13 protein-coding genes are annotated in these 16605 nt (G+C 45.2%); 7 read left to right on the top strand and 6 right to left on the bottom strand.

Going from position 1 to position 16605, the window contains the following annotated elements; all coding sequences use genetic code 11:
- Nucleotides 1-283: 283 nt before the first annotated feature.
- The 4 genes from MJO57_RS22745 (at nt 284) to MJO57_RS22760 (ending at nt 9328) form a co-directional block, all read left to right on the top strand.
- Nucleotides 284-1942 carry a transposase gene (locus MJO57_RS22745; RefSeq protein WP_252017470.1) on the top strand — a complete coding sequence of 553 codons (1659 nt, stop codon included), beginning with the start codon at nt 284-286 and terminating at the stop codon, nt 1940-1942.
- A gap of 90 nt (nt 1943-2032) precedes the next feature.
- Nucleotides 2033-2665, top strand: coding sequence for a hypothetical protein (locus MJO57_RS22750; RefSeq protein ID WP_252018971.1), 633 nt, complete (start codon nt 2033-2035; stop codon nt 2663-2665).
- 291 nt (nt 2666-2956) lie between these two features.
- Nucleotides 2957-3727, top strand: coding sequence for a hypothetical protein (locus MJO57_RS22755; RefSeq protein ID WP_252018973.1), 771 nt, complete (start codon nt 2957-2959; stop codon nt 3725-3727).
- A 129-nt stretch (nt 3728-3856) separates the two neighbouring features.
- Nucleotides 3857-9328, top strand: coding sequence for a hypothetical protein (locus MJO57_RS22760; RefSeq protein WP_252018975.1), 5472 nt, complete (start codon nt 3857-3859; stop codon nt 9326-9328).
- Nucleotides 9329-9394: 66 nt separating this feature from the next.
- Here MJO57_RS22760 and MJO57_RS22765 read toward each other — a convergent pair whose 3' ends face one another.
- The 3 genes from MJO57_RS22765 to MJO57_RS22775 form a co-directional block, all read right to left on the bottom strand.
- Nucleotides 9395-9811: a ClpXP protease specificity-enhancing factor gene (locus MJO57_RS22765; protein ID WP_252027095.1), complete on the bottom strand. Its 417-nt coding sequence runs from the start codon at nt 9809-9811 to the stop codon at nt 9395-9397.
- Nucleotides 9812-9853: 42 nt separating this feature from the next.
- Nucleotides 9854-10483 (bottom strand): glutathione S-transferase N-terminal domain-containing protein, encoded by a 630-nt coding sequence (locus MJO57_RS22770; RefSeq protein ID WP_252018977.1) that lies wholly within the window; start codon nt 10481-10483, stop codon nt 9854-9856.
- A gap of 280 nt (nt 10484-10763) precedes the next feature.
- Nucleotides 10764-12167: an FAD-binding oxidoreductase gene (locus MJO57_RS22775; RefSeq protein WP_252018978.1), complete on the bottom strand. Its 1404-nt coding sequence runs from the start codon at nt 12165-12167 to the stop codon at nt 10764-10766.
- Between the two features lie 83 nt (nt 12168-12250).
- Here MJO57_RS22775 and MJO57_RS22780 point away from each other — a divergent pair, with 83 nt between their 5' ends.
- Nucleotides 12251-12844 carry a helix-turn-helix domain-containing protein gene (locus MJO57_RS22780; RefSeq protein WP_252018980.1) on the top strand — a complete coding sequence of 198 codons (594 nt, stop codon included), beginning with the start codon at nt 12251-12253 and terminating at the stop codon, nt 12842-12844.
- Here MJO57_RS22780 and MJO57_RS22785 read toward each other — a convergent pair.
- Nucleotides 12830-13870 (bottom strand): IS1595 family transposase, encoded by a 1041-nt coding sequence (locus MJO57_RS22785; RefSeq protein WP_252017335.1) that lies wholly within the window; start codon nt 13868-13870, stop codon nt 12830-12832. The genes MJO57_RS22780 and MJO57_RS22785 overlap by 15 nt on opposite strands.
- Nucleotides 13871-13950: 80 nt before the next feature.
- Here MJO57_RS22785 and MJO57_RS22790 point away from each other — a divergent pair, with 80 nt between their 5' ends.
- Together MJO57_RS22790 and MJO57_RS22795 are read left to right on the top strand one after the other, a co-directional pair.
- Nucleotides 13951-14433 (top strand): transposase, encoded by a 483-nt coding sequence (locus tag MJO57_RS22790; RefSeq protein ID WP_252018982.1) that lies wholly within the window; start codon nt 13951-13953, stop codon nt 14431-14433.
- Nucleotides 14434-14685: 252 nt separating this feature from the next.
- The gene (locus MJO57_RS22795) at nt 14686-15759 is read left to right on the top strand and encodes an ankyrin repeat domain-containing protein (RefSeq protein ID WP_252018983.1); all 1074 of its coding nucleotides are present in this window, start codon (nt 14686-14688) and stop codon (nt 15757-15759) included.
- A gap of 145 nt (nt 15760-15904) precedes the next feature.
- On the opposite strand, the gene MJO57_RS22800 is transcribed toward MJO57_RS22795, so the two are convergent.
- Together MJO57_RS22800 and ihfA are read right to left on the bottom strand one after the other, a co-directional pair.
- Entirely contained in the window at nt 15905-16249 is a 345-nt protein-coding gene (locus MJO57_RS22800) for a MerR family transcriptional regulator (protein WP_252018984.1), read from the bottom strand.
- Nucleotides 16230-16541: an integration host factor subunit alpha gene (gene ihfA, locus MJO57_RS22805; protein ID WP_252018985.1), complete on the bottom strand. Its 312-nt coding sequence runs from the start codon at nt 16539-16541 to the stop codon at nt 16230-16232. Before ihfA ends, MJO57_RS22800 begins: the two co-directional genes overlap by 20 nt.
- Nucleotides 16542-16605 lie beyond the last annotated feature (64 nt).

Genomic DNA, 16605 nt, shown 5'->3' on the forward strand with positions numbered 1-16605 from the left:
TTACCCCTTCGGAAAATTCGGGTAAATTGGGTGGTAGTGGGTTCATCGTTTATTGCTTGATTGGGAGGCAACCCGGAATTGCCAAAAGATTCACAATGAAGCAAAAGGTCTTGGAATTGTTGGGTAAAATCTGCCTTGAATGTTGTTTCGTTGGACCGTCTGATAACGAGAAAGTTCATAGTCTTTTATTTGTGCGAAAGTATATATATGAACCCGTAGTTGCGTAATTTCTCAAAAAGTGCTGGAAGCAGGATAATTTCGGTCAGTCGTCTATCCTCTCACCATGGCTTTTCTAGAACACCAGCAGTTACAACCTGAAGATCTACTGAGATTCATCACTCAGCAGCAAGAGCAGATCATTCAGCTCAAAGAGCAGATAGAATTGCTTGAAGCAGAGATTCGTCGTCTAAAAAAACTGCCCGCAAAGCCTGACATCAAACCAAACACCAAACCTCCCGATGATGACACCGGCAGCCCTGATGGAGATCCATCCGCTCCTGAGGGTAACGATGGAGCCAGCCCAGACACCTCGTCAAAGCAGAAGGTTAAGAAGCCCAACGAGAAAACCAGAAAGCAGCGTAAACAGCCCCGAAAGCCATCGGCGGAAAAATCCATACCCATTGCTGCCACTGATGTTCCGGAGGGATCAATCAGGAATGGAACCACCCCTTTTCATGTTCAGGAACTGACAATACAAACATCCAGTATTGAATATCTTTTAGAGCAATGGGTGACACCCGATGGACAAACCATTACGGCCAAACCGCCAGCCAGCCTTCATGGACATCATTACGGGCCAATGCTGCAGGCCTACGTTCTGCACCAGTATCATGGTTGCTCCGTTACCCAGCCAGAACTGCTGGACTGGCTATGGGACATTGGAATCTCTATTTCCAGCGGGGAACTCAGCCAGCTTCTGACGAAAGGACACGAGCAGTTCCATGCTGAGAAAGATGAGCTGTTGACTACAGGTATTCGCTGTTCAAGTTATATCCAGACAGACGACACGGGAACAAGGCATAAGGGGAAGAACGGTTACTGCACCATCATCAATAACGAGTCCTTTGCCTGGTTCGAGAGCACAGACAGCAAAAGCCGGGAAAATTTCGTAAGCCTACTGCACCGCCCATGGTCAACTTACACGTTCACCGACGATGCCTTGATCTATCTGGAAAAACTGGATTACCCCAAAAAGTGGCTACGCGTTCTTAATCCATACAGAGGCGTCACCTTCCTGAGCCATGAAGCCTGGGAAGAATGTATGAAAGACCTGAGACTAACTGGTAGACGGCGCCAGCAGGCCAGTGAAGCCATGATTTATGGCAGCCTGATACAGCATGGAGCAGGACATCTTACCACCTTCAGTGATGGGGCAAGGCAGTTCGACGTTTTCAAACACAGCCAGTGCTGGATACATGCAGAGCGAGGGCTGGCAAAAGTTCATCCGGTCAATGATCAGCAGGCCATGGCTCAGAAATGGCTTCGGACATGGTTCTGGGCCATTTACGATGACCTTAAAGACTTCAAGACAGAGCCAACTGAAAAAAAGGCAATAAAAGTACGACAGGGGTTCCAGGCGCTGATCCAAACCCAAACGTGCAGTGGGCTTCTTCAGGATGCTCTGTCAGGGTTGGCTGTAATCAAGGAAGAGCTATTACTGGTTCTGGATGACCCGAGCTTACCGCTGCACAACAACCTGAGCGAGAGTCAGATACGAGAATATGTTAAACGACGAAAGATCAGTAGTGGGACGCGAAGCGATTTGGGGCGGCAATGTCGCGACACCTTTGCCAGCCTGAAAAAAACGTGTCGCCTGTATGGTCTCTCTTTTTGGGATTATCTGAAAAGCCGACTAATGGGCGATGGGTTATTTCCGAGATTGAGTAACCTGATTGAGGAGGCTTCACGTCATCTTCCGTGTGGTGCTGCCAGCAGTTTTTGAGAAATTACGTAGTTGCCGCTACCAATTGAACTATGGCGGATTTATCTGGTCATTATTGATGTGCCATAAAGGTGTAAAATGGTCGATCAAATGAAAGTAATTGCACCCCCTATGTCAACTCCCGTATCAAATTACCCTCAGCATGCTTCCATCCTTTCTTCCGCTACCGTTGCTACTACTGAACCATTACCGGATGCCAACAACAGAAAGCGCTACTTCTCCGGACACAGGGTTCAACTCGTTGATGGGGAAAACAGGAAAACTCAAGAGGATTCCAGTGAACAGTATTGGGAATCGAAACAACCCAGAAAAAAACGGAGGTGTTGGCAATTTGTTAATAATAAAGGAGAGATTGGTACACAAACATCTACCGAGAGGACTACAACTTTACCATTGCCAGTGCATGAAATCAGTACCTCGCGTCCCTCGGTTATCGTCTATCCACAACCAATAAATTTTGATCCGGGTGAAGACCACACTTCCTTCTTTACTGCTAAATACCCGACAGAGCAACGTGAATCGTTAAGTGTTGATCGGGAGCCAGATCACAAGGAAATCATCACAAAGTTCACCGCCTTACATCAACATCAAATAACGGCATACCTGAGTCATCCGGGCGTCTTAACCCTACTGTCCAGCGCCAGCACACTTCTGAAAACGCTTGATGAGAGGTTTATTGAATGGCTCTATTTTGATTACGAACTGCTCTACAGTGAAAACTGACTGTAGGTCACGAAAAACAAGGATTGAGCAACATTACCGGACAATATGCTGACAACCTTTGTAGATAAAGGGCTTCAGCAATGTTCAACCCAGTAGCAGTCTGAAATCCTACAAGAGCCTATTGAATTATCCATGAGCAGAGGCACCCCTCCCCGGCCTACTCTCTTTTCAAAACTTGAGCGATTCAATATCGTTACAGAACATCAAGCGTGTTCAAGGTATTTTCAAAAAGCCAATGTGTTTTTTTCGGCTGCGAGCAACATAATAAACAACACTGGCTGTTTAACCAGCATGCTAAAGAGCAAGGACACTGTGACCTGGTTTATGAACATGGAAGATGGGGATATAGCATCAATTGCAGCCACCCCCCTGTTAAGACAGATTTCCTCCATGTCATCTGGCAAAGGCTTACCGGAAAAGGCGAAAGTAGAAGCCTTCCTGAAACTTGATTGCCTGAAAGAGGGATGGCAGGGCATTGATGAGGCCGTCAAGGACAAGCCGCTCGACTGGACCCTGGCCACCCACATTTCCTCGATGTGTCATAGCAAAGGCATACCGGAAAAGGCGAAAGTGGAAGCTTTCCTGAAGCTCGGCTGTCTGAAACAGGGGTGGCAGGGCATCGACGAGGCCGTTAAGGACCAGCCGCTCGACCGGGACCTGATCACCCGCATCTCCTCCATGTGTAATGGTAAAGGCTTACCGGAAAAGGCAAAAGTGGAAGCCTTCCTGAAGATGGGCTGCCTGAAAAAAGGATGGCAGGGTGACGATGAAGCCGTTAGGGGCAAGCCGCTCGACCAGAAACTGGTCAACCACATTTCCACCATGTGTAATGGCAGAGGCTTACCGGAAAAGGCGAAAGTGGAAGCCTTCCTGAAGCTGGCCTGTTTGAAAAAGGGATGGCAGGGCATTGATGAGGCCGTTAAGGACCAGCCGCTAGATCGGGCAGTGGTCAACCGAGTTTCCTCCATGTCGGCCAGCAAAGGCTTACCGGAGAAGAGAAAAGTGGAAGCCTTCCTGAAACAGCGATCCAAAAATGCTCAGAATGATGGGATAATATTATAAATGAAGGAGCAACAGATTTAATTTCATTACCTTATCGTATCAACGACCAGCCTCATCATTACCGCTTCCTGCGCTGCTATGATTAAACAGTTTGGACTTCCACATGAATAAAATTGATAAGGTCTCACCATGCAGGTATCCAGTGATACATATAACGTAGCACCTTCAGCAGCATTATTAACTGAGGTCAACACCAGTGGTGTTGTTCGCACCGATACTTTTGATACACAGCTGAATCGTCAAGTTACGCCATTGAATACTTCACAAGAAAAACCGCTAATTCGCTATAAAATCGAGAAAAGGAGTCCTGCATCACCCATTAAATCGACTTTCGAGCAAGGCACTGCATCGTTCATAAACCCGGAAACAGCTCAAAAAGATCTACCATCAGTCAGCGCTCCGATAAAAACAGAACCCTCCCTGCCAGCATTCAAACGAGTTATTTTCTATGAAGTACTCACTGACATCATGCACTTTAACCATTACTATCCGGGGCAATTGGTTATTTTTGGTTCCTGTGGTGTTGACCTGCTCTACGCCCGTATTAATGAAAATGTGAATGATATTGATATCCTGTTGAATGATGAAGAAACTGCCAACAAACTGATTATTAATCTCAATCGAAAACTGCAACATATTGTGTTTGCCGAAGCGTTCCCGTTGAAAGACTGTAGCCCAAACATGCGCCTTGTTGGCAGTCATCCAGATAATTTTGAAGCATCACCTTTATCAGGGCAGTTAACCCTGTTTCTTACAGGAAAACCCTGGATCAAAATTGAATGTTCGGTTAAAACCACATGGATGAAAGAACTGGACTTCACCCATGATCATTATGTCAACAGAATCCCCATCTACATAAAAGCACAGTATGGAGGTACCCTTCCTGTTTTGTCGCCAAATGGTTATCTGGCTCTTGATATTTTTTCCTTAAAAAAAAATAATGAGAAGCTGATTGTCAATGAAAATAATAACCAGAAACTGACAGGAGTCCTCAATAGTGCAGTTGCCCTTTCAAAAATTGATAAACATTTTATCACGCTGTACTGTCAGCAAACCAATCCATCGTTTTACGACTCAGAACTATTTAAAGCACTGAACAGACAGTTTCATGAAACCATTGCTTTAATAAGGAACATTTGTCCTGTTGAACGATTATACCACTGTTTTTTTTCTTCACCCTATCAACTAAAACATTCCCCATCCCCTGAAAAAAGGGCGTTAATAAACATCCTGTCATCTGACAAATTCAGGCATGAACCTGCCTATTCGTTCCATGATCTGATGATTTTGCTGAGAAATGATTTTGATCTGGAAAATACGGCAAAAGATGGGAATTGCTTTTACGAATCCCTTGCCAGCGGACTGAATAAAAACAGAACAGCAGCAATCAATTTCCTGAAAACGCATAACTTTCTGCGCGGCATCTCACTACATAACCCTGCGAATAAAAACATGGTCATCAGTTCTGAAATGATTAGGTACACAGTCCATCACTGGATAGCCTGTGCATACACCGCCGGACTGAGTGCTTCTGAATACGAGGAACTGAATACGTTGATCCTTCCGGAGTCTGGCAAAACCATTAATGACCTGCTGGAGAACCGAACGATTGCTAACCCGGCAGGTAATCCGAATGATACCGCTCACTATGGATGGAGCTCTCTACTGCACATAGTGGCGATCATCACTGGCACAACCATTATTTTACTGAAAGTAAACCCCAAGGAACAAAACATTGAGAAACATAAGCACAGCATTCATGAAGCAAATCAATTAACGCCGAATCTGATCAAAACATTAAAAATTAAACAGCCCGCGCTGTTTAATTGCGCTGTAGGTGATACACGACTAGCCAGTTTATTATTTATTGCTCACTCCGGAGGGGACCATTATTATGCGGCCTCCCCATCGCCAAGACTGATTAACGTTTTCAAACCCTACATTCTTGCTGAACGTTATCTCATGGCACCGGCCCAATCTGAAGAACATCAGTTTAAACAGGCACAACATCGCTCTGGTCAACCACCGGTTCATCAGCAGGCAATCACCATAGCATCATCCGGCAGTCCACTCCCCCCCCCAAACAAAAGCCCGGACACTGTCGAACAGAAAACCCAAAATCACGCCCTGGAAAGTCCAGGATGCCTCGTTACAGGAAAAAAAAAATCATCAGAAGATACCGTTGTTGAGCCAGCCAATCCGACAACGACTAAAGAGGTAGACCGGGAGGCGCTCATTAAGAAAAAAACTCAAATTGTGTTAGCCATGATATCCAATCCGGAAACCTGTCACAGCCTCAGTGAGGATAAGAAGCATAAACTTGGCGATAGTTTATTTAATGAGGTATTAAAGGTTATTCAGGAACCCGGCCAGACGGACCGGATAACCGTTGACATGAGAGCCCTTTCGGATACCACGCTGTTAGCACTGGAAACAGGAAAGCAGTTAAATCACATAGAATCAATACTGATTCTGGCACTTTACCAGATCATTCATCTCAGTGACGTTAACAACCCGATGCTCATGACTGAAATACTCAGGGACTTACGGACCGTCAATCGTGCAAAGCACATTAAAGCCCCGGTTGTGCTGACCATACTGGCTGCCCGAACCGGATCTCCTGAAGCATTCAATCTTGCTGTGCAACCGTGTACTCCGACCTACAACCAGCAGAAATATCATGATCTGAGCTTTACTCTTCCTGCCGAATTCGACGCACTCTATCCTGATTACCGGACCATGAATCCCTATCTGATTTATAGTGTTGTGTATTTTATAGAAAAAAAGGTTTTCTCCGCACCCGATTGGCAAGAGGTAGATCTGTATTTCCCTGTTGATAAAGAGCTCAACGCGTTATTAACACCAACACTATTAATCAGTGATACACGGGAATCAGGTACATCGGAATCCGGTACAACAGACATCACCACAATGCGCTCGGCCATGCTGCATTGTGTGTACAAGGGCAATATATCCCTGCACAGGGGTGACACGGCACGCGCCCTGACGTTATTTTTAAAAGCAGCCATTGCCTACGTTATGGCAACCGATAACGGGACAGATATCAGTCATTATGAAGAGGCAGCAGGACTATCAGCTATTTATATGACGATTCGCCTGATCCCCTGTATTGATCCACAGTGCGACCTGCAGTCAGAAGCACCTTTTCTTCATAGCTGGATGCCTCATATTAACCTTATCCGACATCGCCTTGAAACGGCCAGCCTGAAAACATTGCTCTACGCAATCAAGGCTCAACGAACGACTGAAACACTCTGGGCTCACAGCTTGTTTACCTACGCCTACAGCAAAACAGCAACACTGCTCGGGTATGCATTGCCTGAGTCTTTTGAGACATTCAAGTCCTTACTGGATCAGGAGATAACATTCCTGTTTGATCATGGCAGCCCCGTCGAGGAACCCCCACCCCCACCCTGCTCCGCCGGGAAAAAATCCGATACGATAGCCACAACAGCACTCACCATCAGCAACAGCAAGGAATACACACTTGCCAGCTCTGCTAATGGCAAGCAAAAATGGCAAGCCGATCCGGTATTGCTGGCAAAGTACAAAATTAGCGAGAAACAGACACCCAAAAAACAAAACAGAAAAGCGATAGAGAATGTTAAAATCCTGAAAGAGCGTGTTGAAAGTTTATCAAATGACTTTTTGCACTTATACAAGGATGCCAATCCCAATAAAACAAGAAACGCAGCCAATATTTATACCCGAGCCATTGAGTTATTTGACCAAAGCATTGCACTGGCAACCCAGGATATCCCCATCATTACCCGCGAATATGAAAGCGGATCCAGAGACAGTTTAAAAACCTATGTTCTGGAGAAAACCAAAATGCAAAAAGCAGTATTAATGCTCAACACACTATATGGCTTTGCCGCGCTATCGCATATCAAAGAAGATCTCCTGTTTAAACAGGAGTTGGTGGAAAAATTAATACTATTTCACAATACACTGCTTAGTAAAGAGTCAATAGAATCCATCGCTGAGAAACACCAGCAAAAGTTGGATAAACGGGTAGCCCACTTCATTGAATTGCTGGACCCATTGCAATACAACGATCGCTCTGAACCGTTCTTGAAAAGCATGGTATTGATTCTGGTTTCTTGTAAACGCCTTGTTTCGAACTGTATAAGCGATAAAAATGTTGTTTCAATAGCATCGCTTATCAAACAATGGATCGCTAATTGTAACAATGAAATCAATCTGATGGAGACACTGGAGCTGATTATTACCCTTGGCTTTAGTGACCATGAATTCCATACACAATTTAACCCGCTTATTGATACAATATTACTGAAAATTCAGTACTTAACCGCAAAACAAGACGATAATTCTGATAAAGAAGACCAGCTCATTCTCTATCAAAGCGTTGAAAAAATACTGGGAAAATTCGATTCAACCGAACAGATCAAATTTTACCAGTCCATCTGGACACCCCAGTGTGAACGACTTTACAAGATGACCAATCAGGAGATGGCGCTTAAAAGTGCCGAAGCAGAAAAATATTGGGACATTTTGATCCGGGAAGAGCAGGAGAATAATGCCAGAGAACAGAAAAAATTTGAATCCATTATCAATGGCAAACTGTCAACAATAACCTCTGAGCAAAATAACCATTACACTGAGGATGACGCTGAATCGGACAGCGAAGAATCCACCTCAGTGGAACCTCATCAACCACCCTGCAGTGTCAGCAGTGATCATTCTGGTGACCTCAACGATATCGCTTCTTCGAAGACAGCTAATGACTCACTGAAAATGGCCTGGCAATATTATGGGAATGGTCAGTTATCAAAGGCAGATACCATAGTATTGGGGCTGTTAAAAAACCCGCCGGACGACTCGCTATTGATTGTTGAGATAAAATCGTTACGCGCCGAGATACTGTTTAAACAATTCTTTGATCGGGTTCTTCAGGGTATGCAGAGGAGCCGGGGTATTTCTATTTGTTCCAGTAATTATCTGAAAAAAATGAAATCTGATCTATGCAAACAAAAAGAGCTGTCAAAATCGGACAAAAACACACGAATCACGCTACAAAAACAGCAGATACGTAATCTAAGCGATAAAGTTTTTGAACTGGCAACATCATTCTCAACACATCAACACATACTGCAGGATGCTTTTACGCTGCAAAAAGAGATCATCAATGTACTGCAATTATTCGCCATGGACGGCGATCAGGAAACACAGGATTTATCTGAGATCAAATATGACCTTGAACTGATCATGAGTGAACAAGATCGTATTTCATGCTTTGTAGCGAATATAAAAACAGCCAGTGAAAATATGATAAAAATCCTTGACTGCCGAAGGCAACTGCTGGCGCTTATCCGGGAAGTAACTGCCAGAAAATCAATTTCAGGTCAGTCCTGTTTGCCCGCTGCCGGAGTTTTTGCCTCGAAAAACAGACCATCGGGCACGAAAAGCAATCTTGATCCAGTCCCGGAAGAAGCCCTGTCCGAAACAGAAATCCGCAGAAAGATGAAAACGCTGGCCCAGGCGATGGAAAATTTCCAAGCGCTCCTGCTCGGGCCGCAGCAGAGCAGTTTTGTACAGAGGCTAATCGAAGCACCTTGAAAAGAAGCACTTTGAGAAAGAGCCGCATAGCGGCTCTTTCTCAAAAGTAGCCTGCCTGTGAACGGGCTACTTAACCACTTTCAAATGAGGACGACCCGGTTTCTTGGGTGGCTGAGGAGGCTCTTCATCCGGCACTTCTGCCTGAGTATCTTCCACCTCTTCCTGTCCATCAAGTGGCTCCACCTCAAAAACCATTCCCTGACCATTCTCCTGAGCATAAATAGCCATCAATGCAGGAACAGGCACAGTAATCGTCAGGGCGCGACCACCAAAACGACCATCAAACATGATGTAATCATTACCAATATTCAGTGCCCGTACCGCTGTTGGCGAGATGTTCAGAACAATCTGACCATCCTTAACGTACGCTTGTGGAACCTCAACGCCACGGCGATGGGCATCCACCAGAATATAGGGGGTGCAATCGTTATCAAGAATCCATTCATACAATGCTCTGGCAATATACGAACGGCTACTGGTCATCGTCATAACAGCCTCCGGAAACACTCCACGCCGCCAGCCAGGTTACTCACGCATTTCCTTTTCGATTTCAGAAAGACTCTCCTGGAACGACTCACGCTCAAATAAACGCTCAGCATAGTCCAGAATAGACTTACCCTGCTTGGGCAGTTCAACGCCCAGCACCGGTAGACGCCATAGGATTGGTGCAACACAGCAGTCCACCAGAGTGAACTCTTCACTCATAAAGAACGGCATTTCAGAAAAAATCGGTTCAACAGCCAGCAAGCTCTCACGTAGCTCTTTACGGGCACGAGCCGCTGGCGTCTCCTTGGTTCTGGGATCCAGAATGGTATCCACCAGGGCACACCAGTCTTTCTGAATACGGTGTATCATCAGTCGGCTCTGGGCGCGGCTGACAGGATAGACAGGCAGCAGCGGTGGATGAGGAAAACGTTCGTCCAGATATTCCATCATGACGTTTGGCTCATAAAGAACCAGTTCCCGGTCAACCAGCGTAGGCACGTTGTTGTAGGGGTTCAGATCGGAAAGCTCCCTGGGCAGGTTCTCCGGATTAACATTCTGAACATCAACAGCAACGCCCTTTTCTGCCAGTACAATACGAACCCGGTGACAGTAATGGTCAGCTGGATCCGAGAAAAAAATCATGGATGACTTTTTGGCAACTACAGCCATGAAGTACCCCCGCCTTCATGCAAAGGATGAGAGAGTTCGGCAACAATCCCGGTCATGACAGCAGCCAGAGGATAACCACAGGCTACTGCATAACGGGTAAAACAGCCGCCCGCGAAATAACGCACTATCATAGCAAACTTTGCACCTTCCATAACAGCCCCAACAACGCAAATACACTCTACAACAATAAGATACCGGAAATTTACAGCAGCCTGAGAGATCCGCAACTTGAATCTGAGCGTGTCAACAGGAGTCCGGTGGCGCTCACAGACATCCAGAATCAGCCCCCTGGTGATATTTGCCGCTTGAAATTATGGAAGAACTGACTGTAGAAAGTCATATTTGGATCAAATTCCTGCTTCAGGGCTAACCACTCTTTAGCCCTTGGATAGGCGTCAATTAACCAGTCAGTATCTTTTGGCAGGTCAAATGCCAGGTAAGGTTTTCCTCCTACGCTCTGAGTCAACCGATACAACCGTTTTTTAAACAAATCAAGGTCTGACTGGATTGCTTTTCGATTCTCAATCACAAAAACAAAAACGATAGAATCCTGAGTAATCAACTGAAGCATATTTTTTGCCTGTTGATTCTGTATATATTTTGTGGTGATTTCGTGAAACTTTAATCCTGAAGAGCCAGTCACCAGATCAGGTATAGCTTCAGAAAATTCTTCATAGTGATGCAGTGGAACTGCCACGCTCAGTAGCTGGCTTGACTGATTCGGACCGCCCCATTTAAATGAAAACCGATGATGGTGAAGATACTCACGTCTTGTTGTCTGGTCAGCAACAGCAGAATTCTTTGTTTTATTGGCTCGGGACGGCTGGAGAGGCTGCCCTTTGTCAGCCACTTCATAATACTCATGGATATTAACCAATAGCTCTCCAGTACCAAACTCTAAAAGCCCGTAGTGTTTATCCAGTTCTTTTGATTGGCTGACCTGTGTTTTCAAGTAAACAGCATACTCACTGTTGCTGTGCTGGTAATTTCTTAACTGAATGGCAACATCCGGAACCAGCAAAATAGTGGCTTCAAGAATAACCCCAAAGGCCCCGTGGCCACCAATAACCGCTTCAAAGCATCGGCTATTGTGTGTTCTGGAGCACTCCATCACTTCACCATCTGCCTTCAGCAGGGTAAATGACTTTATTGAGTCGATCATGGGACCAAACCTGGGGTCACGCCCCATGGCATTGGCAGACATGCTGCCGCCGATCGTAAAAACGCTGAAATCCTGCATAACGCCGGGTGCCAGCGCAGGACCGGAATTATCCTGTTTCAGAATATTGATTAACTCATCCCAGGTCACCTGGGCTGATACAGTAAGATACTGTCCATCCAGTGACGATTTGACCGGCATTTTTTCAAGAGAAAGAAGGAGGTACTGCTTATCCTGGTCTCCTTTATGACAGGTTACCTGCCCTGCCATACTGTGTTTTGCACCGGTCAGAATTATTTTTTTGCCTGATTGCTTTGCGTGCTTTACCAGTTTGACAAGTTGTTGTCGTGACTCGGGAAAAAACTCATTGATATTGTTGCAGGTATTGATACCGCCAGCATCGGTATGAATAGAGACGGTTTCGTAAACCAGGCTATCTGGAAATTCATTTGCAAATAGTTTGCCCGTCAGTATCAACAAAAACAGAGTTAAACCAGTGGAAAGAATCGCTCTTGCTTCCTGCATATTTAAGTAGTTAAAAGTTTGCTTATGGATATTTTGATCGTACTATCAGGCAGACAAAGAAAGAGATCCTTAATCTATTATAAGTGGGTCTTGAACTAAAACGTCCCCAACCTATGAAGTATGTCAATATCACTGATGAAGCTGTTGTATTAACTTTGAAATACGCCAAGCACTACGGCCCTCTGAGGTGTATCAGGGAAAGAGCTCATGGTCTTCTATTGAGTAATCGAGGCTTTACCCTTGAGCAAATTGCAGAAATCCTTGAGATTAAATATCAGACCGTTTCCCAATGGATTGATGATTGGGAGGACTATGGTATTCGTGCATTGTATAAGAAACATGGTGGTGGAAGATCTTGCATATATGATGAATCTGAAGTGCAACGCATAAAAGAGTTAGTAGCAGAAGAGCCTCGTCGTTTATCGTATGTAAAATCCAAAATTGAGGATGAGACCGGTAAATCCTCATCAAAACTTACTCTGGCCAACATCGTAAAAAAGTTAGGACTGGTTTACAAAAGACTCCGTAAATCGTGCAAACATAAACGGGACGAAGAGCATTTCCAGCGTTGTAAAACTGCACTGAAAGACGCCCAGGAAGCTGAGCGCAAAGGGTTAATAAACTTGTTTTATTTTGATGAGTCCGGATTTACTCAAGAACGGCTAAGTTACCGTTAATGGTTGGAAGCACCAATGTTCAGTAATTCTGCTGATCAACCGGCCAACAGTTAATTTTTTTGCTGCCGTCAGTTCTCGCCTCCAGGCCAGATAATGGGGAAGGTAACGAGTTGCAACCCCTTGGAATACGCCGCCAATCCAGCGTTTTAAATGACTGTGATAAGAATTTACAGTCTGGATGTGGTAGATGCCTTCAACAACATGTTGACCTGCTGATGTCACCAGCTCCTTGAAGACAAATCCAAGCTTGTCAGCAAGTTTTTCGTGAGCGAGGTGTGCATCCGCACAGACCGTGGCCTGTATCGATATGCGGCCATTTAAATGCCTGCACAATTCATTAGCACTTTCGTTTTCTAATACACCGTCAACGGTATTTCGATTACGGTCCCGAGCCACCATTACCGGGACTTTTCGGGCTTTGTTGGGATCATTACCCCGCTTTCGGGTTGGCCGTGGAAGGCCTTCTCTTTGCCCTTTGAAGGATTCACGGAAAAATGTTTCATCAAGCTCAGTAATGCCACAAAGCTCTTCTGCTTGATCATTATTAATCACTTCAAGAAAGCGGTGACGCCAGCGGAACGCAGTTTTCAAGTCAATGGCATTCTCAGCAGCAGCTGGTCGCAAGACCATAGAGTGAGTCATACCTGCGAGGTACTTGTTCCATTTTTCAGGGTGCCTGAGCCTTGCCAAAGGCGTTCCACTAAAGGCGTTAAACGTTGAGTCGCAAGTCTTGCAGTGGTAGCGCTGTCGGCCATTTCGTATGCCCCAGCGACCAACGCTATGGCTTTTGCATTTGGGGCACCTGGGGTTTTCGGCAAATTGGGCAAGTATGCTCTTTTCTACGTCAGGTGTTGCATTATCGTTATTGGGTATAGATTCACTGTAAACAGGTTCAGAGTCAGTGGTTTCTACTACCTCGGTAACCTCTATTTGAGTACTAAGGAGCGAGTTGTTAAGAATGTCTCGCTGTTCACTGGTTAATGTTGAAATGGAATCAATAAAATTCTGGAAGAGTTCAGATTGCATATCACTCCCCTACAACGTAGATTTTATGGGAGTTTAGCTGATTCAACCATTAACGGTAACTTAGCCCTCAAGAACCTTGTGTGCCATATGGCTGGCAGGAAAAAGGAAAGCAGCTCAGAATTCCATCAGTCAAAAGTAAGCGCATCAACGTGCTGGGCTTTATGAATCGGAGCTGTGAGCTGTTTCATTACCCTGTTGTGGGCTCTGTGAATAGTGATACAGTGATTGCAGCCTTTGACGACTTCGCAGAGAAAATGGAGGATGAAAAATACAGTTCAAATGACCGCTACACCGTAGTTATGGTGGACAATGCCAGTATTCATACCAGCAAAAAGTTTCGTGACAGAATCGCTGACTGGACTCTTGAGAAAAAGTTACTGATCTGCTTTCTTCCAACATATTCACCTGAACTCAATCTGATTGAGATCCTGTGGAGGAAAGTAAAGTATGAATGGCTCAATCTATTGTCAATCAAGAGTTTCACGGAATTTGAAAAGGAAGTTGAACGAGTGTTCGCTTCATTTGGAGAGAGTCATATGATTTCGTTTGCAAATACTAAATAATCGTTCAGTCAATTTATCCGAAAGCAAATTATCAACTACTTATTAGTGATTTTTATCGGGTGACTGGATGATTTGTTATGAATGTATCGTAGTACAGATGTTGGTATTTCCAAGCTCAGTGGGGGGCGCTGATGGCAGTTTGTTACAGGCAGGGTGAATGGGTGATGAAAAGTTTTTCTTTGGTTTTAGTCAGGAACTTTGTCCCGATCAGGTGTTCAAACAGAGCAGGTCCATTTCCGAGGTCACCTTGTTATGAATGTCACTTCTCAAATTCAACCGCATATTCCGGCTTCACCAGTCCAGGAGACGAAACATGAAGGAGTGGAAGCCATACCAGCAAAAGAGCCGTCCTGCAGTGAAACGGCTAAAGTCTTCCCGAAGTTGACAGACACCAGAACGCTGGTCGAAACGGCTAAGACGGTTGCCGGGCAATTAAAAGATCCTGACGGTGAATTAAACGACTGGGATTTCCCTTGTAACTTAACCCCATTGCATATTGCCTCTCTTGCTGGTGATATGGAACTGTTAAGACTCGCTATTGCGGATGATTTTTGCCGGGAGTACATTGATCAACAAACATCGGCTACTGCTGATGGCGCTACCGCAAATGATGATGGCGCTTCTGCAACTGAAGCTACTGCAATTGAAGCTACTGCCAATGTGGCTAGTGCATCACCAAAGGGCAATAACGAAGTTGGTGATCAACAGCCAATTGCCACGAATCACGACACGGCTTTGCATTTTGCTCTGCTGACCGGCTGGGACAAAGGAGCATTAGCGCTTATTGAAGAGCTTGATGTTCAGGATAAAATGAAAAACACTATAAACGACAAAGGCGAAAGCCTGTTCAGTCTGGCGGCAAGTCACAGCAGTCTTGAGGTCGTTCGTGAGCTTTGCAGTCATTTCGAGGCGAGTGAAAATTACCGAGAGTATTTGTTTCACACATCAGAACACCAGAGAACCTTGCTTCATTGTGCCGTAGATCAGGATGTTCCGGAAGTTTTCAACTATCTGCAAGAACGGCAAATGTCCGCAACCCGAGAAATGATCGCAGGTTCGGCGAATGATCAGGATAACCAGCTCCGGATGCTCCCGAGAACAACGATGGCTGATAAAGATAGCAATGGCAAAACACCCGAGGATCTTGCCGCAATCAAAGTTGGTCTGCTCTATGTTCAGCAATTACATGACAATCCCAAACTTGTAGAGCAAGTACGTTTTAGTGACAGCAGTAATCCCTGGCAACGTTACTACTTGCAAAACATTACTGGTCTAATGGAGCCTATATCCTGGATTCCGCCGTGGCAACAATGCACCCTTGTATGATGTGATTAGTTACTACCTGTTCCGAAGTATTTTCTGGGCAGGCAGAATGGATTGCCATGGAGTATCACAGGACGTGAAAATTTGCTCTTCGATAAGCTTCGGTTTTGTACTGGTGCAAATCGCAGCCAATTGTTAAGGATTTAGCTCAGGACAAAATATCAACGACCGCTTCTAATTCCGATATTGCCTGCGCTATTTCAGTACGATAATCAAACGTTTGTCGTTTAACTGTATTCTGCTTTAGCTGAGTACGTGCTCCATCAATCGTAAAGCGCTGATCGTATAGCAGACTGCGGATCTGCCTAACTATATGTACATCTTCATGTCGGTAATAGCGCCTATTACCTCGACGAACGGGTGACAGTTGCGGGAACTCCTGCTCCCAGTAGCGTAATACATGAGACTTTACCAAACAGAGTTCGCTTACCTCGCCAATGGTAAAATAACGTTTGCCAGGGATGGCTGGCAGATCACTCGTCCTGAGTTCCATGTCCTGCATACGTTTCCACTCTCGCCTTGAGTTTCTGACCGGGTTTGAAGGTCACCACACGACGTGGGGTGATCGGGATTTCCTCTCCCGTTTTAGGGTTCCGGCCGGGCCTTTGGTTTTTATCTCGTAAATCAAAGTTACCAAAGCCGGACAGCTTCACTGATTGATTTTTTTCGAGAGACAGGCGAATTTGCTCAAAAAACAGTTCGACCATCTCTTTGGCTTCACGCTTGTTAAGACCAAGTTCTTCGTTCAATCGCTCGGCCATGTCAGCTTTCGTCAGGGCTCCCATGAACCAATCCCCTTTTTTGTTCTTTCCATGGTAATAGCTGTATCGGGTTTTCCGGAAGAAAGAT

It is taken from the genome of Endozoicomonas sp. SCSIO W0465 (assembly GCF_023716865.1).
Classification (GTDB): domain Bacteria; phylum Pseudomonadota; class Gammaproteobacteria; order Pseudomonadales; family Endozoicomonadaceae; genus Endozoicomonas.